The following is a 21495-nucleotide window of genomic DNA, read 5'->3' as shown; positions in this document are numbered from 1 at the left end:
CAATGACTTCACTGAGTCAGCGAAATCTGCTGGGACTTGCCCGTAAGAATGAGGCCCAAGGGAATCTGGACCAAGCAATTGAAAATGCTGAAGAAGCATTGCGCGCCGGCCCCAATCAGGAAGTGGTCATGAAGCTTTGTGACCTATACCTCAAAACTAATGAAGACTATAGTGCTTATGCTTTGCTTAAAGAGGAAAAAGACCTGTTTTCCGATCCAGAAGTCTACGCGGCATATTGCAAAGTTTTGCAGGCCAACCACTTCGTCATTGAAGCGCTGGAAGTAAAGCACTTGAGCGAGCAAGAGAAGTCTATTGCGGTAGATCCGCTGGATCTAGACCAGCAGCAGAAAGTGATGCGCGAATTTAAGCAAAAAAGCCAACCAACACAGTATGACTACCAACAATTGTTTAAGCTGGACTTGGCAAACTTCCAAAATTTTGCCCAGAGCCTGCTGGTTGATCCCAGCCTTAATTTTGCCGTGCGCATATCGTTGTGTGAAGACCTAACCCGTTTGGGTATCACATATAAGGTTAAGGTGCTGGTACTGGGCAAGATAGAAGAGTTTGTGCCGCAAAAGACGAGCTTGCTTGAAAAAGATCCGATCTACCGCGAAGTGGTATCAGGTATAGGCACGCGCTTTTATCACCGGCCGAGCCAGTTGCCTGCCGTCTTAGGTGAGGTGAACTTAATTTTGGGTAGCATTTACCCCAAAATTAACCAGTATGTCGATGAGCCAGACAGCTTTGCCAGAGACATTGCCGCATACATTGACCACCATGACGGAAGGGCCAACCACAAGCTTTTTGAGGCAATCGACCACTATTTACCTAAATAATTTGGTCAAAGGGGCTTTACTTTTTAAAGGTATTTAGTATAATAGCAAAGGACGTTTTCATTGGGCATGGCTCTATGCATTAAAATACTAGGCATTTGCCCATGAAAGTAGTACAATATTCAACAGAGAACTATCCGTTACTTACTCAACGGACTTCTTGCAAATTTACAGGAGGGTCATTTTAATGGCAGAAAAAGAACATTACGTTAGAACAAAGCCGCACGTAAACATCGGTACTATCGGTCACGTTGACCATGGTAAGACCACTTTAACAGCGGCTATTACTAAAGTTTTATCAGAAAAAGGCTTGGCAAAGGCTGAAGATTATTCAGAAATCGATGCTGCGCCAGAAGAAAAAGAACGTGGTATTACTATCAATACCGCCCACGTGGAATATGAGACTGAAAAACGTCACTATGCCCACATGGATGCTCCAGGTCACGCTGACTACATCAAGAACATGATCACTGGTGCTGCGCAAATGGATGGTGCCATCTTAGTTGTTGCCGCAACTGATGGTCCAATGCCACAGACTCGTGAACACATCTTGCTTGCTCGTCAAGTTGGGGTTGATTATATTGTTGTCTTCTTAAACAAGACTGACTTAGTTGACGACCCAGAGTTGATCGACTTAGTTGAAATGGAAGTTCGTGACTTGTTGACTGAATACGATTACCCTGGTGATGATATTCCAGTTATCCGTGGTTCAGCTTTGAAAGCTTTGCAAGGTGACAAGGAACAACAAGACGTTATCATGAAGTTAATGGACACTGTTGACGAATACATTCCAACTCCAGAACGTGAAACTGACAAGCCATTCTTAATGCCAGTTGAAGACGTCTTCACTATTACTGGTCGTGGTACTGTTGCTTCTGGTCGTATTGACCGTGGTACAATTAAGATCAGCGATGAAGTTGAAATCGTTGGTTTAGTTGAAAAGGTTCTCAAGTCAGTTGTTACTGGTTTGGAAATGTTCCACAAGACTTTAGACCAAGGTGAAGCCGGCGACAACGTTGGTGTCTTGCTTCGTGGTATTGATCGTGACCAAATTACTCGTGGACAAGTTTTAGCCGCACCTGGCTCAATTCAAACCCACAACAAGTTTAAGGGTCAAGTTTATATCTTGAAGAAGGAAGAAGGCGGACGTCACACTCCATTCTTCTCAGATTACCGTCCACAATTCTATTTCCACACTACTGATATCACTGGTGAAATCGAATTACCAGAAGGTACAGAAATGGTTATGCCTGGCGATAACACAGAATTTACTGTTGACTTGATTAAACCAGCTGCCATTGAAAAGGGTACTAAGTTCACTATCCGTGAAGGTGGTCGTACTGTTGGTGCTGGTCAGGTTACTGAAATCCTTGACTAGTTCGCTTTAAACAGTTTAAAAAGATGTGCTTCTTCATAGAAGTACATCTTTTTTTGCCTAAATTTGTTTTTTGCGAGCGTTTAATGTAAGATAATTTAGTATGCAAAGATGCAGTCAAACTTGACATTGGAGGTATTTAATTAATGTCTGTAAAATGGAATAAAACGGCTAAAACGACCGGTGAACTTACTTTTGATATTTCCCAGGCGGAAGTCAAGCGTGGGTTAGACCAAGCTTTTAAGCGAGTTAAGAATAGTTTACGGGTACCAGGCTTTAGAAAAGGTCATGTCTCACGGGTGATTTTTGACCAATATTATGGTGAAGAATCTTTATACGAAGATGCCTTAAATATTGCTCTGCCAGATGCATATTCAGCAGCCCTCAAGGAAGCTGGTATTGCAGCAGTAGGTCAACCGCAAATTGCGCCTGTATCAATGGAAAAGGGCAAGGACTGGACCATGAAGGCCACAGTCAGTGTCGAACCAGAAGTTAAATTAGGCGACTACAAGGGGATTGAAGTACCTAAGCAAAACACCAGGGTATATGCCAAGGATGTTGACGCTGAATTGGAACAAGATCGTGAAAAGAATGCTGAACTTGTTCTTAAGAAGGATGCTGCTGTTAAAGGCGACACGGTCACAATTGACTATAAAGGCACAGTAGATGGCAAGGCCTTTGATGGTGGTTCAGCTGACGATTACGCACTTGAACTGGGATCCGGAACCTTCATTCCAGGCTTTGAAGACCAATTAATTGGCCATAAGGCTGGTGACGATGTCGACGTAGTTGTCACATTCCCCGAAGATTATGGTGCAAAGGATTTGGCAGGCAAAGAAGCACACTTTGCTACCAAGGTTCACGAAGTTAAGTCAAAGCAACTGCCTAAACTTGATGACGAATTTGCCAAGGATGTTGATGATTCCGTTGGCACTCTTGACGAGCTGAAAGAAAAGATCAAGAAGGACCTGAAGACCAAGAAAGAAGACGCTGCCAAGGAAGCAATTGAGCAAGCTGCCATTGAAGGAGCAGTAGCCAATGCCACAATCGATGAAATTCCTGATGCAATGATTCAAGAGGATGTTACCACCCAAATGAACCAGTATCTTGGCAACATGCAGCGTCAAGGCATTAGTCCAGAAACTTACTACAAGCTGACTAATACCAATGAAGACCAATTGCGTTCACAATTCAGCCAAGATGCCGCTGAAAGAGTTAAGACTAACTTAGTGCTTGAAGCGATTGTCAAAAAAGAAGATATCAAAGCTTCTAAAGAAGAAATCGATGAAGAGATCAAGAATCTGGCTAGTGAATACAACATGGATGAAAAGACCGTCCGTAACACTTTGACCGACGACATGCTTGCTCACGACATTAATGTTCGCAAGGCGATTGACCTTGTAGCAGATAGTGCCAAGCAAGTTGCTAAAGCCAAGATTAAAGAAGACGACAAAAAGGCTGATAAGTAAAAGCTTAAAATCTGAGTAAAAAGGTGGTTGTTGAGCCACCTTTTTATTTTTATAAGCAAATAATGCAGATGCTGAGGCTGATTTATGATAATCTTAGACTTGTATTATTGAGGAGGAATAGAATGGCATCACAGTTTACTGATCAAGAGGAAATTAAGTGTTCCTTTTGTGATAAAACACAAGATCAAGTTAAGAAGATGATTGCTGGCAATGGCGTCTATATTTGTAATGAGTGTGTTGCTTTATCTAAAAAGATTATTGACGATGAATTGAGATCAGATTCATTAAAAAAGGCACGTGACTTACCTAAGCCAATGGAAATCAAGCAAGAATTGGACCAGTACGTAATTGGACAAGAGCGGGCTAAGCGGGTTTTATCTGTCGCGGTCTACAACCATTACAAACGGGTTAGCCAAATGGACGTAGATTCTTCAACTGAGCTGCAAAAGTCCAACATTGCGCTTATTGGGCCAACTGGCTCAGGCAAAACCTACTTAGCTCAAACTTTGGCTCGGATCTTGGATGTGCCCTTTGCTATTGCTGACGCAACGACCTTGACCGAAGCTGGTTATGTTGGCGAGGATGTTGAGAATATTTTGCTGAAGCTGCTGCAAAATGCCGATTACGATATTGAACGGGCTGAACGAGGGATAGTCTATATTGATGAAATTGACAAGATTTCCAAGAAAGCAGAAAACGTATCAATTACGCGTGACGTTTCTGGCGAAGGCGTCCAGCAGTCTTTATTAAAGATTTTGGAAGGCACAGTTGCTTCAGTTCCGCCTCAAGGGGGACGCAAGCATCCGCAGCAGGAGTTAATTCAAATCGACACCACGAACATCCTATTTATTGTCGGTGGTGCCTTTGATGGAATTGAACAGATTGTTAAGAGTCGTTTGGGTAAGAAGGTAATTGGTTTTAGCGCCGCTAGCAAGCTGAACAAGGTACAGTCTGATGACTGGATTGACCACTTAACAACAGGCGACTTAGTCAAATTCGGCCTAATTCCAGAATTCATTGGTCGTATACCAATTATCGCTACGTTGAACAAGCTTAACCGCGATGACCTAGTTCGGATATTAACCGAGCCTAAGAACGCGCTTGTTAAGCAGTACCAAAAGCTGCTGTCGCTTGACCAAGTCAAACTGGACTTTTCGACCGGGGCATTGCAGGCAATTGCTGAACTAGCCATCGACCGCAATATGGGGGCCCGTGGATTGCGGACCATTATTGAAAATGCAATGATGGGCATCATGTACAAGACTCCTAGTGACCCTGATATTGAAGAAGTCGAAGTAACCAAAGAAGTAATTGCTGACCAGGCTGAACCCAAGATAAAATACCAAGAAGATGCTGAAGAGCAGACGAGTGAAGAAGTAAAGACTGCAAATGATCATTAAAAATAGCGACTATGCAATTAGTGCCGTAAGAGAAGACCAGTATCCGAAAGACAAACTGCCTGAAATTGCCCTGGCAGGTCGCTCTAATGTAGGCAAGTCGAGTTTAATCAATTCACTGCTAGGACGTAAAAACTTGGCTAGGACGTCTTCACAACCAGGAAAGACGCAAACGCTGAACTTTTACATTATTAACCAAGAATTTTACTTGGTTGACGTCCCAGGTTATGGCTATGCTAAAGTTTCGCAAGTGCAACGACAAAAGTTTGGTGAAATGATTCAAGACTACCTTGAAGATCGGGCCAACTTGCAGGGACTGATTATCTTGATGGATGCCCGTCATAGTCCAACTGAAAATGATGTGACGATGTACAATTATGCGCTAAGCTTGAACCTGCCGATCCTAATCGTTTGTACCAAAATCGATAAGGTGAAGAAAAATCAGGTAAACAAGGTGTTTGCCAATTTAAAAAAGAGCCTCAACTTGTCATATGACAACGTAGAGGTTCTTACATACAGTTCCGTGCAAAAAACACACGTTAAAGAAGTGTGGGAATGGATTGAACAATATCTTTAACTAGCAAAAATGGCTCCCTCAGGGAGCCATTTTATTTATCTTTATCCTTGGTGATGCTGTCCTTATTTTTGCGCAGTTTCTTTTTTTTATCTTCTGGAACTGTAGCAAATTTATCAAACAGCTTTTCTAATTCATCTTGTTTTTTAAAAGTTAGGCCCATGGGTAAAATCCTTTCGTTTTTGTTTATTATAAACAAAAATAGGGTCATAAGCCAGGTATAGAACAAGAATATTAAACTGATTTTAAATAAGAAAAATTATGTAAAATCATCGTTAAGGATACTTGCAACCTGAGCAAAGAGGGAATCACTAGTTCGCATTTTATGGTAAAATTGGTTCAGCAAATTGGGGGATGATTTTTTGGCAACAGAGTTAATTGAAAACAAATTGAAGCTTCTGCCTGCTAAGCCAGGTTGCTATTTAATGAAGGACATCAACGGAAAAGTTATTTACGTAGGCAAGTCAAAAAATCTTAGAAGCCGAGTCCGGTCTTACTTTAAGAGCAAGCAGGTGGGACGACGGGCTGAACTGGTACGAGAAATTCGTGACTATGACATTATCACGGTTTCAACTGACAAGGAATCTTTTTTACTAGAAGTTACCTTAATCAAAAAATACCAGCCTTATTACAATGTGCAGCTAAAACAAGGAACCGGCTATCCTTATATTGAAATCACCAATGAACGTGACCCGCAAACCAAGCTGACTAGTATTGTGCGCAAGGATGGCGGTTATTACTTTGGACCTTATCCTAATGTTTATGCGGCCCAAGCAACCCTGAAGTTCATCCAAAAGATTTTTCCCTTGCGCCGCTGCAATGGTAAGCAGGGGCGCCCGTGCCTATACTACCATATGGGACAGTGCCTGGGTGCTTGCTTTAGAAAAGTGCCTAAGGCAGAATATGCAGCCCAAATCAAAAAAATCAAGAGCTTTTTGAATGGCGATATTGCTTGGGTTAAGCAGGACTTAACGCAAAAGATGATGGCCGCAGCCGAAGGGATGGAATTTGAACGTGCCGCAGAAATCCGGGACCAGCTCAAATACATCGAAGAAACGGTTGAAAAGCAGAAGATTATTTCCAATGATAGTACTCAGCGTGATATCTTTAACTTCTACGTTGATAAATCATGGATATCGGTACAAATTTTCTTTCTGCGCCAGTCCAAGCTGCTTAGACGGGAAACTAAGATGTATCCCCTAACTGATACCAGTGATCCTGAAGACGCTTTTGCCTCCTTTATAGTCCAGTTTTATGGGCAAAAAAACCGGGTTCTGCCTAAGGAAGTCCTGGTGCCAGCAGGTATAGACAACGATGCTCTGAGCGAGATTTTGAAGGTTGCGGTTCGAACCCCGCAACGTGGTCAAAAACGGTCACTATTAGAAATGGCCAAGGAAAATGCCAAGCTTAAGTTAGATGACAAGTTTCGCCTCCTTGAACTAGGCAATCGCAAAACAAAGGGTGCCCAGAAAGAAATTTTTACGGCACTCGGTCTGCCATACGGACATGTAATCGAAAGCTTTGACCACTCACACATTCAGGGTACAGACCCAGTATCTGCATTAGTGGTTTTTAGAGACGGTGAACCTGATAAAAATTCCTACCGTAAATATAAGCTAAAGGGTGAAGTCGAACACCAAAATGGGGGCGATGAAGTTAAAAACACTCGTGAAGTTGTCCGGCGCCGCTACAGCAGGCTATTGCGCGAGCACCAAGAAATGCCTGACCTCATTTTGATGGATGGAGGGCAGATTCAAATTGACGCATGTGAAGACATCCTGCGCAATGAACTGAACCTAAATATTCCTGTGGCCGGAATGGTTAAGGATGACAAGCACCGGACCAACCACCTGCTTTTTGGTGATCCAATCAATGGCGTCCCGCTGAAATTAATCCAGCTCGATCCAAAGTCACAAGGCTTTTACCTAATGACTCGGATCCAAGATGAAGTGCACCGCTTTGCCATAACTTTTCACCGGCGGACGCACGCCAAGAACGCATTATCGAGCAAGCTGGACTCAATTAAGGGTATTGGTCCCAAGAGTAGGAACAAGCTCCTGCGGCAGTTTGGTTCGCTGAAGAAAATCAAAGAAGCCTCACTTGATGAGCTACGTGCGGTTGGGTTAACCCTTCCGCAAGCCCAGACGGTTAAGTTAATGCTGTAACAAGTTGACTTTCTCACGATTATCGCTTTGGTTTGTGGTATAGTATTAAGGTTAGAGAAGACGGAAGGAGATCGTATATGCCTACATTTGTTGATCAAACGAAGATTGAAGTCCAAGCCGGAAAAGGTGGCGACGGCATAGTTGCTTTCCGCCATGAAAAGTATGTTCCTAATGGCGGTCCCGCTGGTGGCGACGGAGGCCGAGGTGGCAGCATTATTTTTGTTGCAGACAGCGGCTTGAGAACTCTGATGGACTTTCGCTACCGGCGTAAGTTTAAGGCAGACAGCGGCGAAAACGGCCGCATCAAGTCCCAGTACGGACACGGTGCCAAGGATCTGTACTTGCGGGTACCAGTTGGAACCACAGTTTATGATTTTAATACTAATGAAGAAATTGGCGATTTGACCGAAAATAAACAAGAATTAGTTGTTGCACATGGTGGCCGTGGAGGCCGAGGCAATATTCACTTTGCAACCAGTGTCAACACTGCTCCTGAAATCGCCGAAAATGGTGAGCCAGGCGAAGACCGGGTTTTGCGCTTGGAATTGAAAGTCATTGCTGATGTTGGCTTAGTTGGCTTTCCGTCAGTAGGAAAGTCAACGTTGTTGTCGGTTGTAACTAAGGCTAAGCCCAAAATTGCATCTTATTCTTTTACAACATTGACGCCCAACTTGGGGATGGTGATTCTGCCTGATGGTCGAGACTTCTCTATGGCTGATTTGCCCGGCTTAATCGAAGGAGCCAGTCAAGGCGTGGGCCTTGGCATCCAGTTTTTGCGGCACATCGAAAGAACTAAGGTTATTTTGCACTTAGTGGCAATGGATCCAGGCAATGGCCGGGATTCCTTTGAAGACTACCAGACTATCCGTAAAGAATTGCTGCAATATGATCCAGATCTGAAGAAGAAACGGGAGCTGATTGTAGCCACCCAATTAGACCTGCCTCGGGCCGAAGAGAAGTTAAGCGAGTTTAAGGAAAAGCTGCAAAAAACTGGAATAGACCAGCAAGTGTATGCAATTTCCAGTGTGACGCATCATGGTGTTGACCACTTGATGCAGGATACGGCAAGCCTGGTTGAAGAGGTTGAAAAAGAGCAGCTAGTCCAAGAGACAACTACTAGTCAAGCAGTCAAAGAGTACAAGTATGAAGGTCCCAAGAAGAATGAGTTTACAATTACCAAGCTTGAGGATCACGTCTTTGAGATTAAGGGTGCGAGCCTAGAGCGGTTGGTAGAGCGAACCAACTTGGACTACCATGACGGAATCATCCGCCTTGCCCGAAAGCTTAAGAATCTGGGCGTTGATGACGCATTACGGGAAAAGGGTGCGGTCGACGGCGATGATGTTATAATCGGCACATTCAATTTTGAATTTGTGCAATAAAAAGAAAAATTAAAAAAATGGCAAAAAATCGGTTTATTACAGGATATTCTGGACTCAGAGCATTGGCAGTTATTGGTGTGATTTTATACCACCTCGACCCCAATACTTTTGTTGGCGGTTATCTTGGGGTTCCGATTTTTTTTGTTTTATCAGGCTACTTGGTTACAGGGCAAATTCTGCGCTCGTACGAACAAAAAGGTTCATTTGATAGTAAAAAATTTTACTGGGGCCGGCTAAAGAAACTATATCCCCAGCTAATTACAGTATTGTGGCTCGCTAGTGCCTACATCTTATTATTTCAACGCAACTTGCTGGTTAAACTGGACCAGATTGTTGTTAGCAACTTGCTTAGCATCTATAATTTTTGGCAGATTGCAAATGGCCAGAGTTACTTTGAACGGTTTGCTAGTAATGAGTCGCCCTTTACCCACCTATGGACCATGGCCATCAATGGTCAATTTTATATTTTGTGGCCGGTAGTGGTCTTTTTACTAGTTAAGTATGGCAAAAAGAGAAAAAAGATTGCTGGCATCTTGCTGGGGCTATCTTTGGCTTCAGCCGTTGAGATGGCAGCAATGTTCATAGGTAAAGTAGACATCAACCGCATCTATTATGGCACTGATACGCGTTTTTTTGCACTGGGCTTGGGTGCAGCCTTGGCTTTAGTTTGGCCTATGGATAAGTTGAGGGCAAATATTAAGCAAAGCGATGCCCGTCTTTTGGATGGTGTGGGGTTACTCACCTTAATCGGTATGATTGCACTATTCTTTAGTCCGCTGATGGATCCCCAAAGACCTTTTCCATATTGCGGTGGAATGCTGCTTTTCACTAGTTTAACTGTTGTTATAGTGGGCATCATTGCTCATCCTGGCAGCCGCTGGAATGAGTGGTTGACTAATCCCGTCTTTACTTGGATGGGTTTAAGAAGTTACGGCATTTACCTCTACCAGTTTCCAGTGATGATCTTCTTTGAAGACAAGGTGACCAATCTAGCTGACCACGTGCTTATTTATCGGCTAGTTGAAGTTTGTCTTATCCTGCTGATAAGTGAACTGGCTTACCGCTTTATTGAAAAACCATTAGGGCGAATTACTTGGTCTCAAGCTAAGCAGTACATTGCCAGCGTCTTTGATCGGCGAACTAAAAACTACTTTCTTAAAGGACAAGCCATCATAGCCAGTTTGGTTTTGCTGGTGGGGAGTGCAGCAATAGTTATATCCCCGACAGTTAAGGCCCAAGACTTCAGCAAGTCTCAATTGGCCCGCCAGATTAGATTCAATAACCAAAAGCAGGAAAGAGAAAATAAGTCGTTAATCTTAAAGTTAAAAAAAGACAAGATAAAAAAGCAAAAAAAGGCTAAACTAGTTAGGGAAGCTAAACGGGCGTCAAGAGTTCACCCCATTAATTCAAAATTCAAGAAGTATGGCATATCACAAGTTGACTTGCAGCTGGCCCGAAAAGTTGGACTAACTGCGGTTGGCGATTCGGTCTTGGCCAGTTCGAGCAATGACCTGGCGCGATTAATGCCTAAGGCAGTGATTGATGCAGCAATTTCGCGCCAACTATCTGCAGCCTTTGGCTCTTTGAGTCAATATAAGAAACAGCATGCACTGGCGCAAAATGTATTAATTGAATTAGGCACTAACGGTCCCTTTCCAATGTCTGATTTAGACCAGGTGATGGACCAGCTAGGACCGAAGCGGCAGGTCTTTTGGGTCAATACCCATGTGCCCAATCGCCCCTGGCAAAACCAAGTTAACCGTCTCTTAGAGCAAGCAGCCAAGAAGTACCACAACTTGGTTATCATTGACTGGTATGCATATTCAAAGTCTCATCCGAAGTGGTTTTATGAAGATCAAACCCACCCCAACCCGTTAGGATCAAAGTATTATAGTGTTTTAATTGTAAAATCGATTATTGAACACGCTAAGTTTTAGAACAGGAAACATATGGAGTTACAGTTTTTAGGTACTGGAGCAGGCCAACCATCAAAAAAGCGCAACGTCTCAAGCATTGCGTTAAAAATGCTTGATGAAATTAATGAAATCTGGTTGTTTGACGTCGGCGAAGCTACCCAGCATCAAATCTTACGGACTAATATCAGGTTGCGCAAAGTGACGAAAATTTTTATTTCGCACAACCATGGAGATCATATTTTTGGTCTTCCTGGTCTTTTGGCCACGCGTTCCTTTCAAGGTGATGTTGGTCCATTAACGATTTACGGCCCCGCCGGTCTTGAACAGTTTGTCCGTACGGCCTTGAAGATTTCCCGAACAAAGATTTCTTATCCAATTAAATTTGTTAAACTCGAAGAGGGCGGACTTATTTTCCAGGGGCAGGGCTTTAAAGTATTCGCTCAGAAGTTGGTTCACCGCGTGCCTAGTTTTGGCTACCGGGTAGTTGAAGAAGAACACCAGGGTGAGCTTTTAATGGACAAATTAGCGCGTTATAATGTACCTAACGGGCCACTCCTTGGTAAATTGAAAAACGGCGAGCAAGTCACCTTGACTGATGGGACGGTCCTTGAAGGCAAAGACTTCTTAGGACCAAGCAAAGCAGGGCGGGTTGTCACAATTATCTATGACACGCGGTCTACACCAACAATTGCTAAACTTGCGCAAAATGCTGACGTGCTGGTCCACGAGTCCACCTTTGCAGGTAATGAGGCAGATTTGGCTCATTCTTACTACCATTCGACCGCTGTTGAAGCGGCCAAGGTGGCACGTGCCAATGGCGTTAAGCGCTTGTACCTGAACCACATTTCAGCCAGGTACCTGGGAGCCAAGGCTAAAAAGCTGGAAGATCAAGCAGAAAAAATTTTCCCCAATACAAAATTAGCAAATGATTTTGATCGGGTTGTAATTCCAATGAAAGGTGAAAAAAATGAGTGATTCTTTAAGGGACAAGGTGGTTGTTGTAACTGGTGCTTCTAGTGGCATTGGGCGTTCCATTGCTTTAGAAAGTGCTGGACGAGGCGCCACTGTTATCCTAATCGCAAGGAGCAAGGATAAATTAGACCGGATTGCCGCCGAAGCACATGAATTGTCGGGAGCTGCAACGCATGTTTTTGTGACTGATATGAGCGACAGCGAAGCAATTGAAACTGCCTTTAAAAATATTGTCAAAGTAACCAAGCACGTAGATTACTTGGTGAACTGTGCCGGTTTTGGCAAGTTTGGCAAGTTTGTCGAAATGGACCGCCGCCTGGTTACGGCAATGTTTCAAGTTAATGTATTGGGTCTGATGTACTTTACCCGCTTAATTGGCCGGCTAATGATCGACCAAAAGAGTGGACAAATTGTTAACTTTGGCTCAATTGCAGGCAAAGTTCCAACGGTCAAGTCAGCGGCTTATAGTGCTTCTAAGGCTGCTGTCATCCAATTTTCCAATGTCTTGCGGTTAGAACTCAAGCCTTTTGGGATCAAGGTGATGACGGTCAATGCAGGCCCTGTATACACAAACTTTTTCAATATCGCTGATCAAAGCGGCAACTATGTTAAAAACGTGCAGCGGTTCATGCTAGATCCAGATGATGTTGCTTGGCAAGTGGTTCACTCCTTTGGTAGTCATCGCCGTGAACTGAACCTGCCGCTTAGCCTAGCTTTTTTGGCCAAGCTCTACCAACTTTTTCCAGGGATTGGCGACCAATTGTCTATCCAGTTTGCCTCAAGAAAGTAGGGCAGTTTAATGAAAAGCAAAGCAAGTCAGATAAAGTTAATTCTTAGTCTGGTCCTCAGTTTGTTAGCCGTTATCTTTGTGGTGCTTAATACGGATAAGGTAGCAATCAATTTTGGTCTGTTCAAATTTAAGTTGCCCTTGATTATCATTTTGGTCTTAATGATAATTATTGGTGTTTTGATTGGCTGGTTCTGGGGCTCAAACGGACACAATCAGGACAAGAATAACTAATAGCGCTTGATTTATTCGCAGACGAATAGTATCATTAACAAGCGTGAAGTGTTTTAGGCACTTTTTATTAGTGACCTAAAGACGTAATTCTACAATAAAGGAGATCAAGTAAATGGCAGTTCCTAAGAGACATACTTCTAAGCAAAAGAAACGTTCACGTCGTGGTCATATCAAGTTAGCAGTGCCAGCAATGCATTATGATGCAACTACTGGTGAATACAGATTGAGCCACCGCGTTTCACCAAAAGGATATTACAAGGGTCGTCAAGTTGTTAGCGAAGCTAGTAACAATGACAACAATTAATTAAAAGACACCAAATGGTGTCTTTTTTGGTTCCAAATAAATGCTTAAAGGAAATGAAGACAATGAAAATAGTGTTTTTGAGTTCAAGTGATGTACACGGCTATGTCTTGCCTACAGATTACCAAAGCTGCCACAAGTATGATGCGCCATTTGGCTTGAGCCGGGTTAGCAGCGTAATTAAGGCCCAGCGGGCAAAGTATGGAGCAGATAGCGTGGTGGTGGCTGATGCTGGCGACTGCCTGCAAGGGTCGCCGCTGGCTTCCTATGTTCACGCAGCTTCTGACCAGTCCGCCTTGTCAAAATATACTGCCTTGTACAACGCAATTGACTATGACGGCCGCTGTTTGGGCAACCATGATTTTAATTATGGTCTTGATTATTTGAAAGATTATATTGCTCATAATAGTGCTCCAATTTTAAATGATAATATCTTAGACGCTGCCACTGGCCAGCCAGCAATGGGGCAGCCTTATCAAATAATAGTCAAAAAGGAGATTAAAATTGGGCTTTTGGGTATAACAACACAGCGTATCCCATACTGGGAGCCAGCCAAAAATATTGCAGGTTTGAAATTTGCTTCGGCCTGTGACCAGGTAAAGCATTATGCTCAAATCTTGCGCCCTCAAGTTGACATTTTAGCAGTTGTTTACCATGGTGGTTTTGAAGTAGATCTTGAAACAGGGGCAAGGACGCAGCCGGCTACAGGTGAAAATGAGGGCTACCGGATTTTAACTGAAGTTCCCGAAATTGATGTCTTTTTGACTGGTCACCAGCACAAGAAATTGAGTATAGTAACGCGCAATACAGCCATAGTCCAACCAGGTTACCGCGGTGAGGCAGTGGGCAAGGTGGTGGTTGATATCGACGAAACCAGCAAGAAGATTCGTTCAATGACGGCTGCTCTGCTTGATACAGGAGATAGCCAACCAGACCCGGAAATTGTTGATTTATGTGCCAATTTGAACCAGGAAACTCAAAAATGGTTGGATCAGCCGATTGCCCGGCTGGCTGATCCTGCACCAATGGGCGAGGTTAATCAGGCACGGCTTAAGGGCGCGCCCTTTATTAATCTCTTACAGCAAATGCAGCTTCACTTTACAAATGCTGATGTTTCGGCAACTGCAGTTATGAGTGAGACGGCTACCGGCTTTGGCTCAGTAGTTACAATGCGTGACCTCATTCTCAACTATCCCTTTGCCAACCAACTCTGCCGTGTAAGGGTAACTGGTAAGGAACTGCGCCAGATTATTGAGTACAGTCTGGGCTTTTTAACTAAGGATAGTCAAGGAGGGATAACTTTTGGATCCAAGTGGCGTGATCAGCTCTTTAACTTTGACGTCTTTTATCCTGTCAAGTACCGTGCTGATATTAGTCGACCACTGGGCCACCGCCTGACCCAATTGGAATTAAATGGAAAGACACTAGAAGAGGACAAAGTCTACTACCTGGCGGTTAATAACTACCGTGCTCAAGGTGGTGGATTCTACCCCTGCTACAGTACTGAAAAAATTGAAAACATAATCGATAAGGACTATGTACAGATGTTTCAGGAATTTCTTACCCAGAATAATGTCATGGTGGACAAGTGCCCAAACTATTATTTTGAATAGCAAAAAAGCCGTTAACATCAACTGTTAACGGCTCTTGTTTTAGTAATAAGTTACTTGAGTCTGGAGTATTTGCTATTGTCTTTAGCAGAATGTGCTGTAATTGCAGGGATAATGGCAGCAAATAACACGCCAAAAATCACGCCCACAATGGCAGCTTCCTCCAAATTAAAGACATTCTGGGTTAATGGTGCGGCAATAAAGCCCACGATCAACATGTAAACAACACTCCAACCAATAGTTACAATATAACGACCCATAGCAGTTCCCTCTTTCATAGATGAATTTTAACAAAGTTTATGCACCTTTTCAAACTAAAAGTGCGCTTTTTGGTATACTAAATTTATGGGAAAGGTGGCTTTAAAATGAAAATAGCTGCACTGCAAAATACTAGTGCGTATACGCTGCTGCAAAGTCCACTCAGGGTCAAAGACCTTTTGACAGCGGCCAAGGACCAAGGCTACGAAGCCGTTAGTCTGACCGACGTGAACGTGACCTACGGGTTAGTGAACTTTTATGAAATGGCCCAAGAGGTTGGCATTAAGCCCCTCTTGGGGATGCAGGCCCGCTTGAATGGCTTGGTTGATAGTTCTCACCAGTACGACTTAATCATGCTTGCCAAAACTAATGAGGGCTACCGCAACTTGTTGCGTCTTTCTAGCAGTATCAACTTGCTGACGGAGAATGGGACCAACAAAAAGGTGTTGACTCTGGCCAAATTGACCAAGTACTTAGATGACCTAGTAATAGTCGTACCCGCAAATACCCACAGTGAGCTGCTAAACTTGCAAGTTCAAGATGAGCAGCTGGGAAATGATTTTGTGCGTCAACTGCTTAAGTTGATTCCCAGGTCCAGTACGCTTTATCTGGGAGTATATGGCACATCTCGGCAAAAGACTTACATCGACTATGTTAAGGCACTAGCCAAGCAGTATCAGCTGCCACTGGTTAGCCTTGAAGATACATGCTACTTAAAGCCGCAAGACCAGTTCTTGCGCAAGACATTGCTGGCCATCCAAGCAGGCAGCACCATAGAGGATGCTGCAGATTTGGCTAAGCAAAAGGGGTCACATTATTTGCCAGCCGTAGCTGAACTAAGCAATCGCTACCATGACTTGGACCTGGACGATGCGGTTAAAAATACTTGGGAAATCGCCCAGACGTGTAATGCACAAGTAATTTTCCAAACGCCCGTTTTGCCCAAGTACAAGCAGAACAAGTTTTCTACTTCCAAAGAATACCTTACTTTTTTGGCGCAAGCAGGGTTAAGAGAACGTTTTTCTAAGCAAGAAATCCCTGCACCGTACCAAAAGCAGCTTGACTATGAACTTGGCATTATTGACCAAATGGGCTTTAATGATTACTTTCTCATTGTGTGGGACGTGATCAACTATTGCCACCGGGTAAATATTACAACTGGTCCCGGTCGGGGATCAGCCTGCGGCTCGCTTGTTTCTTATGCTTTGCGCATTACTGAAGTTGATCCGCTCAAGTACCACCTGCTTTTTGAACGATTTTTGAATCCGGCCCGCCACGAAATGCCTGATATTGACTTGGATATTCCAGACAACCGACGCGATGACGTTATTAAGTATATGTTTGCCAAGTATGGCATGGATCATGCCGCTCAAATATTGACATTTGGGACACTGGCTGCCAAGCAAGTACTCCGTGATACTGGGCGCGTTTTTGGCTTAAGCGAAGCAGAAATGAGTGAGTGGTCGCGCAGCGTGCCTTTTTCCAAAGGTAAAATTACGCTTGAAGAAGCCTACAAAAATTCCACAGCCATGCAGATGCTGGTCAAAGCTAGTGCAAAAAACAAGCTGCTGTTTCAGACTGCCAAAGGTTTGGAGGGACTGCCGCGGCATTACTCAATTCATGCTGCCGGTCTGGTTCTCAGCGACAATTCAATTGCTGCAATCTCAGGTCTTCAGTCAGGGCAGCTGGGCATTCCAATCACCCAGCAAACCAAAAAATATGTCGAAGCATTAGGCTTACTCAAGATAGACTTCCTGGGTCTGCGCAACTTGACCATTCTGGGTGATACGGTGGAGATGATTCAACGCCAGGGAAAGAAGATGGTCATTACCCAAATTCCATTGGATGACCAGAAAACGATCAAGTTGTTCCAGCAAGGGGAAACCGACCTGGTCTTCCAGTTTGAATCAGGTGGGATTCGGGACGTTTTACGAGAGTTGCACCCAGATGACTTTGAAGATTTAGTTGCGGTTAATGCCCTCTACCGGCCCGGTCCAATGCAAAATATTCAGTCTTTTATTGCTAGAAAGAAGGGTAAGGAGAAGGTGACTTATCCAGATCCGAGTTTAAAGGAAATTCTGGCTCCGACTTATGGCATACTGGTTTATCAAGAACAGGTCATGAAAACAGCCCAGGTTTTGGCTGGCTTTTCCTTGGGCGAAGCCGATATCTTGCGCAGAGCAATGTCCAAAAAAGACCAAGAAGTTATTGAACAAGAGCGCGTAAAGTTTGTTTCCGGTGCAATCAAAAAAGGCAAGTCACGCGAAGTGGCAGAACGGGTTTATAACTATATTGAGCAGTTTGCCAACTATGGCTTTAATCGTTCGCACGCTGTGGCCTACACTAAAATTGCCTTTTGGTTAGCCTACTTGCAGGTTCACTATCCGGCTGAATTTTATGGAGCAATGCTTAATTCGAATACTGGCAACCACTTTAAGATTAACGACTTTGTAATGCGAGCTCAGGGGGCCGGCGTCAAGATTATGCCACCTAATATCAATAAGAGTGGCCTGGACTACCAGGTGGATGCAGGCCAGCTCTTGGTGAGTTTGCGGGCAGTTAAGGGGATGCAGATTGACTTTCTCAAACAAATAATCGAAGTTCGGAAGGGGAAGCCCTTCACCTCCTTAGGCGATTTTTTGCGGCGTATTAATCCTAATTTTATCCAACCCAAGGTCATACAGTTGATGATCAAGGCCGGCTACTTTGACAGCATTATTGTCAACCGGAATGTTCTGCTCGAAAATTGCCAAGAAATTATTGAAAACGTTGAACTAACTGGACAAAATCTTGCTCTCTCTGAGAGTCTGGGCGGGGTTCCGCTGAAGCCGGCAAAAGAGCTAAGCAAGCAGGAAAAAGCAGCGATGGAAGAAGAAGCTTTAGGCTTTTCGACGATGACTTCGCCTCTTGTAGCGGCCCAAAAGTATGCAGAAAAGTTCAAAGCCAAGCCGCTAAACCAATTTGAAATTGGTGATGCTGGCATTGCGGTAGGCAAGTTAATGACTTTGAAGCTGATTCGCACCAAAAAGAACACGACAATGGCTTTTGGTAGTTTCGCCGACTCTTCTAGCAGGCAGGATATTACTATTTTTCCAAATGTTTACGAACATAATCAGGAAATTTTTAAAGAAGGCAATATTTACTTGCTCGGGATCAAGGTTCAAAATGACCGCTTTAATTCGCGCAAAAAGCAATATATCTTAACTAATCTGAAGGCCATTAACTTTAAAGCGTGAGGATATTTTTGCGCAAATTTGAACAAGTTGATCCTGTTAGCGCTAACATCAAAAAGACCGTAAAATAAGGGAAATTTTATTGTTTTTAATGAGATTTTTTGCTAAAAAAATGTTAGAATTTAGTGGATGTGAGAAATTACACAATAAATCTTGATGAGGTGAATTCATGAAACGAATTGGTATTTTAACTAGTGGAGGCGATGCTCCCGGTATGAATGCAGCCGTTAGGGCTGTCACTAAGACTGCTATTCATAACGGGCTCGGCGTCGTCGGCATTCGTTATGGTTTTGCTGGGCTGGTTGCCGGTGACTTTGTTACTTTAACTACTGAAAATGTTGATCACTTGATTAACCTAGGTGGGACTTTCCTTTACAGCGCACGCTTTCCAGAGTTTGCGCAAGAAGAGGAGCAGCAAAAGGGCGTTGAGCAACTGAAAAAGCATGGGATTGACACGATCATCGTTATCGGTGGTGACGGCTCTTACCATGGTGCCCTGGCCCTGACCCGCATGGGTATTAACTCAATCGGACTGCCAGGAACGATTGACAATGATATCCCTTGTACTGACTATACAATTGGCCTGGATACAGCTTGCAACACTGCCATGCAGGCAATTGACCGTATCCGTGATACTGCCAGCAGCCACCACCGCGTTTTCATTGTCAACGTAATGGGACGCAATTGTGGTGACATTGCCATGCGTGTTGGTCTTGCCAGTGGTGCAGATGCAATTGTCGTACCAGAAAAGCCCTACGATGTTAAAGAAATTGCCAAAACATTGAAGCAGGGCTTTGCAGATGGTAAAGACCATGGTATTATCGTTTTAGCTGAGGGTGTAATGAATGCCAGCGACTTTAGAAGTGAATTGCTCAAATACGGTGACTTTGATGCTCGGGCCAATGTCATTGGCCACATGCAGCGAGGTGGCGCGCCAACTGTTTTAGACCGGGTTAATGCCACTAAGATGGGCAATTATGCGGTTAAACTGTTGCTTGATGGCAAGGGTGGCTTGGCTGTCGGTATGGAAAACGGCCAACTGGAAACTCACGACATCCTTGACTTGTTCGAGGAAAAGCACACTAGTGACGAAGCGTTAATTAGTATAAATGAAGAAATGACTAAGTAATTAGTCGGTTTTGAGGAGAATTTTAACACAATGAAGAAAACTAAAATTATTAGTACGTTAGGGCCAGCTTCAAATGATATTGAAACTATTACTGCTTTGGCAAAGGCTGGTGCAAACGTTTTTCGGTTCAACTTTTCACACGGTGACCATGCAGAACACCTGTCAAGAATGAAAATGGTACGTCAAGTTGAGAAGGAAACCGGTTTGGTTCTTGGGATTGACCTGGACACCAAGGGTGCTGAGATTAGAACAACCGACCAAGAAGGCGGCAAGTTCACTATTAACACCGGTGATGAAATTCGGGTTTCAATGGACGATTCACAGGCTGGCAACAAGGAAAAGATCCATGTTACTTATCCTGGATTATTCGACGATACTCACATTGGCGGTCATGTCCTAATTGATGATGGTTTAGTTGATTTGTTGATTAAATCTAAGGATGACCAAAACCGCGAATTGGTTTGTGAAGCTCAAAATACTGGCGTAATTGGCTCTAAGAAGGGTGTTAATGCACCTGGCGTTGAAATTCGCCTCCCTGGCATTACCGACAAAGATACCGATGACATTAAGTTTGGTCTCAAGCATGGCATTAACTTTATTACCGCTTCGTTTGCACGTAAGGCACAAGATATTCTAGATATCCGTAAGCTTTGTGAAGAAGCTGGTTGTGACTACGTTAAGATTTATCCTAAGATTGAATCCCAAGAAGGAATCGATAATGCGGAAGAAATCTTGCAAGTATCCGACGGCTTAATGGTTGCCCGCGGCGACATGGGCGTTGAAATTCCCTTTATTGATGTTCCATTTGTTCAAAAGGACTTGATCAAGAAGGCTAATGCACTGGGCAAGCCGGTTATTACTGCCACCCAGATGCTAGATTCAATGCAGGAAAATCCACGTCCAACTCGGGCCGAAGTCTCCGATGTGGCCAATGCGGTCCTTGATGGTACCGATGCCACGATGCTTTCCGGTGAATCTGCCAATGGTTTATACCCAGTTAAAGCGGTTAAGGCGATGGCTGAAATCGATGAAAGAACGGAGCAAGACCTGCTTAAGCGGAACACGCTTGCCTTGCAACGTTTTGAAGAGTACAAGGGTTCAAACGTAACTGAAGCCATTGGTGAATCAGTTGTGCGGACTGCGCAAGAATTAGGCGTTAAGACTATCATTACTGCTACTAATTCGGGCTACACTGCTAGAATGATTTCTAAGTACCGGCCAAATGCTGATATCTTAGCCTTGACCTTTGACGAAAAGGTTCAGCACTCACTTGGGATAACATGGGGCGTGCAACCACTATTAACTGAAAAACCTGCTTCAACTGATGATATGTTTGAATTAGCAGCCAAGGTTGCTAAGGAACAAGGCTACGTTAAAGATGGCGACTTGGTAATCATTGTTGCTGGCGTGCCAGTTGGTGATTCCGGTACCACTAACTTGATGAAGCTGCAAATTATCGGCAGCAAGCTTGCTCAAGGATTGGGCGTTGGTAATGGCTCAGTTGTTGGCAAGACAGTTGCCGTAACTAGTGCCGAAGAAGCTAACACTCAGACTAAGGAAGGCGACATTATTGTTGCCAAGAACACTGATCCAGACTACCTGCCTGCAATCAAGAAGGCCTCAGGTTTGGTTGTAGAAGCCTCTGGCCTGACTTCACACGCAGCTGTTGTTGGCTTGTCGCTTGGCATTCCAGTCGTTGTAGGCGTAACTGGTGCCCTTGAAAAGATTGCCAGTGGCAGCACAATTACTGTTGATGCTCGTCGAGGTGCTGTCTACCAAGGTGAGATTTCTAACCTGTAATCATAAAAGCATATTAAATAGTCAGTAGTCATACTGGCTATTTTTCTTTGCTCTAAAAAT

Annotated in this window: 18 protein-coding genes; 16 read left to right on the top strand and 2 right to left on the bottom strand. The window is 43.8% G+C overall.

All coding sequences use genetic code 11. The features are described 5' to 3' along the window. The first annotated feature begins 2 nt into the window (after positions 1 to 2). From AC2JF7_RS03120 to yihA, 5 genes are all read left to right on the top strand, one after another. A complete protein-coding gene (locus AC2JF7_RS03120) occupies positions 3 to 836 on the top strand; it encodes a tetratricopeptide repeat protein (RefSeq protein WP_500727015.1) in 834 nt (277 codons plus the stop codon). Between the two features lie 184 nt (positions 837 to 1020). Next, positions 1021 to 2211 carry an elongation factor Tu gene (gene tuf / locus AC2JF7_RS03115; protein ID WP_500727013.1) on the top strand — a complete coding sequence of 397 codons (1191 nt, stop codon included), beginning with the start codon at positions 1021 to 1023 and terminating at the stop codon, positions 2209 to 2211. A gap of 143 nt (positions 2212 to 2354) precedes the next feature. After that, positions 2355 to 3677 (top strand): trigger factor, encoded by a 1323-nt coding sequence (gene tig, locus AC2JF7_RS03110; RefSeq protein WP_500727011.1) that lies wholly within the window; start codon positions 2355 to 2357, stop codon positions 3675 to 3677. A gap of 122 nt (positions 3678 to 3799) precedes the next feature. Then, positions 3800 to 5077 carry an ATP-dependent Clp protease ATP-binding subunit ClpX gene (gene clpX / locus AC2JF7_RS03105; protein WP_500727009.1) on the top strand — a complete coding sequence of 426 codons (1278 nt, stop codon included), beginning with the start codon at positions 3800 to 3802 and terminating at the stop codon, positions 5075 to 5077. After that, positions 5067 to 5651: a ribosome biogenesis GTP-binding protein YihA/YsxC gene (gene yihA, locus AC2JF7_RS03100; protein WP_500727007.1), complete on the top strand. Its 585-nt coding sequence runs from the start codon at positions 5067 to 5069 to the stop codon at positions 5649 to 5651. Before clpX ends, yihA begins: the two co-directional genes overlap by 11 nt. Before the next feature lie 31 nt (positions 5652 to 5682). Here yihA and AC2JF7_RS03095 read toward each other — a convergent pair whose 3' ends face one another. Next, positions 5683 to 5859, bottom strand: coding sequence for an SPJ_0845 family protein (locus tag AC2JF7_RS03095; RefSeq protein WP_500727005.1), 177 nt, complete (start codon positions 5857 to 5859; stop codon positions 5683 to 5685). A gap of 151 nt (positions 5860 to 6010) precedes the next feature. On the opposite strand from AC2JF7_RS03095, the gene uvrC reads away from it, so the two are divergent. The 8 genes from uvrC (at position 6011) to AC2JF7_RS03055 (ending at position 15018) form a co-directional block, all read left to right on the top strand. Continuing rightward, on the top strand, positions 6011 to 7813 hold the full coding sequence (gene uvrC, locus AC2JF7_RS03090) for an excinuclease ABC subunit UvrC (RefSeq protein WP_500727003.1): 1803 nt from the start codon (positions 6011 to 6013) through the stop codon (positions 7811 to 7813). Positions 7814 to 7890: 77 nt separating this feature from the next. Then, a complete protein-coding gene (gene obgE, locus AC2JF7_RS03085) occupies positions 7891 to 9195 on the top strand; it encodes a GTPase ObgE (protein WP_500727001.1) in 1305 nt (434 codons plus the stop codon). A gap of 17 nt (positions 9196 to 9212) precedes the next feature. Further along, positions 9213 to 11132 (top strand): acyltransferase family protein, encoded by a 1920-nt coding sequence (locus tag AC2JF7_RS03080; protein WP_500726998.1) that lies wholly within the window; start codon positions 9213 to 9215, stop codon positions 11130 to 11132. A 12-nt stretch (positions 11133 to 11144) separates the two neighbouring features. After that, the gene (gene rnz / locus AC2JF7_RS03075) at positions 11145 to 12086 is read left to right on the top strand and encodes a ribonuclease Z (protein WP_500726996.1); all 942 of its coding nucleotides are present in this window, start codon (positions 11145 to 11147) and stop codon (positions 12084 to 12086) included. Then, on the top strand, positions 12079 to 12873 hold the full coding sequence (locus AC2JF7_RS03070) for an SDR family NAD(P)-dependent oxidoreductase (protein ID WP_500726995.1): 795 nt from the start codon (positions 12079 to 12081) through the stop codon (positions 12871 to 12873). The genes rnz and AC2JF7_RS03070 overlap by 8 nt, the downstream gene beginning before the upstream one ends. A gap of 9 nt (positions 12874 to 12882) precedes the next feature. Next, positions 12883 to 13104, top strand: a complete 222-nt coding sequence (locus tag AC2JF7_RS03065) for a lipopolysaccharide assembly protein LapA domain-containing protein (RefSeq protein ID WP_500726993.1) — start codon at positions 12883 to 12885, stop codon at positions 13102 to 13104. A 112-nt stretch (positions 13105 to 13216) separates the two neighbouring features. Then, entirely contained in the window at positions 13217 to 13408 is a 192-nt protein-coding gene (gene rpmF / locus AC2JF7_RS03060; RefSeq protein WP_500726990.1) for a 50S ribosomal protein L32, read from the top strand. Positions 13409 to 13470: 62 nt separating this feature from the next. Next, entirely contained in the window at positions 13471 to 15018 is a 1548-nt protein-coding gene (locus AC2JF7_RS03055; RefSeq protein ID WP_500726989.1) for a bifunctional metallophosphatase/5'-nucleotidase, read from the top strand. Between the two features lie 50 nt (positions 15019 to 15068). Here the strand turns inward: AC2JF7_RS03055 and AC2JF7_RS03050 are convergent, their stop codons facing one another. Next, positions 15069 to 15275: a YjzD family protein gene (locus AC2JF7_RS03050; RefSeq protein WP_500727134.1), complete on the bottom strand. Its 207-nt coding sequence runs from the start codon at positions 15273 to 15275 to the stop codon at positions 15069 to 15071. A 105-nt stretch (positions 15276 to 15380) separates the two neighbouring features. Between AC2JF7_RS03050 and AC2JF7_RS03045 the strand changes: the two genes are divergently transcribed. The 3 genes from AC2JF7_RS03045 to pyk all read left to right on the top strand — a co-directional run bounded on the left by AC2JF7_RS03045 (position 15381) and on the right by pyk (position 21435). Next, entirely contained in the window at positions 15381 to 18509 is a 3129-nt protein-coding gene (locus AC2JF7_RS03045) for a DNA polymerase III subunit alpha (RefSeq protein ID WP_500726987.1), read from the top strand. 166 nt (positions 18510 to 18675) lie between these two features. Then, a complete protein-coding gene (gene pfkA / locus AC2JF7_RS03040) occupies positions 18676 to 19635 on the top strand; it encodes a 6-phosphofructokinase (RefSeq protein ID WP_500726984.1) in 960 nt (319 codons plus the stop codon). Between the two features lie 30 nt (positions 19636 to 19665). Next, complete coding sequence (pyk, locus tag AC2JF7_RS03035; RefSeq protein ID WP_500726982.1) at positions 19666 to 21435, top strand: pyruvate kinase; 1770 nt, start codon at positions 19666 to 19668, stop codon at positions 21433 to 21435. The last annotated feature ends 60 nt before the right edge of the window (positions 21436 to 21495 follow it).

Source organism: Lactobacillus sp. XV31L (assembly GCF_059900865.1).
Note: the sequence above shows the minus strand (reverse complement) of the source record. Positions and strands in the feature narration are given on the sequence as shown.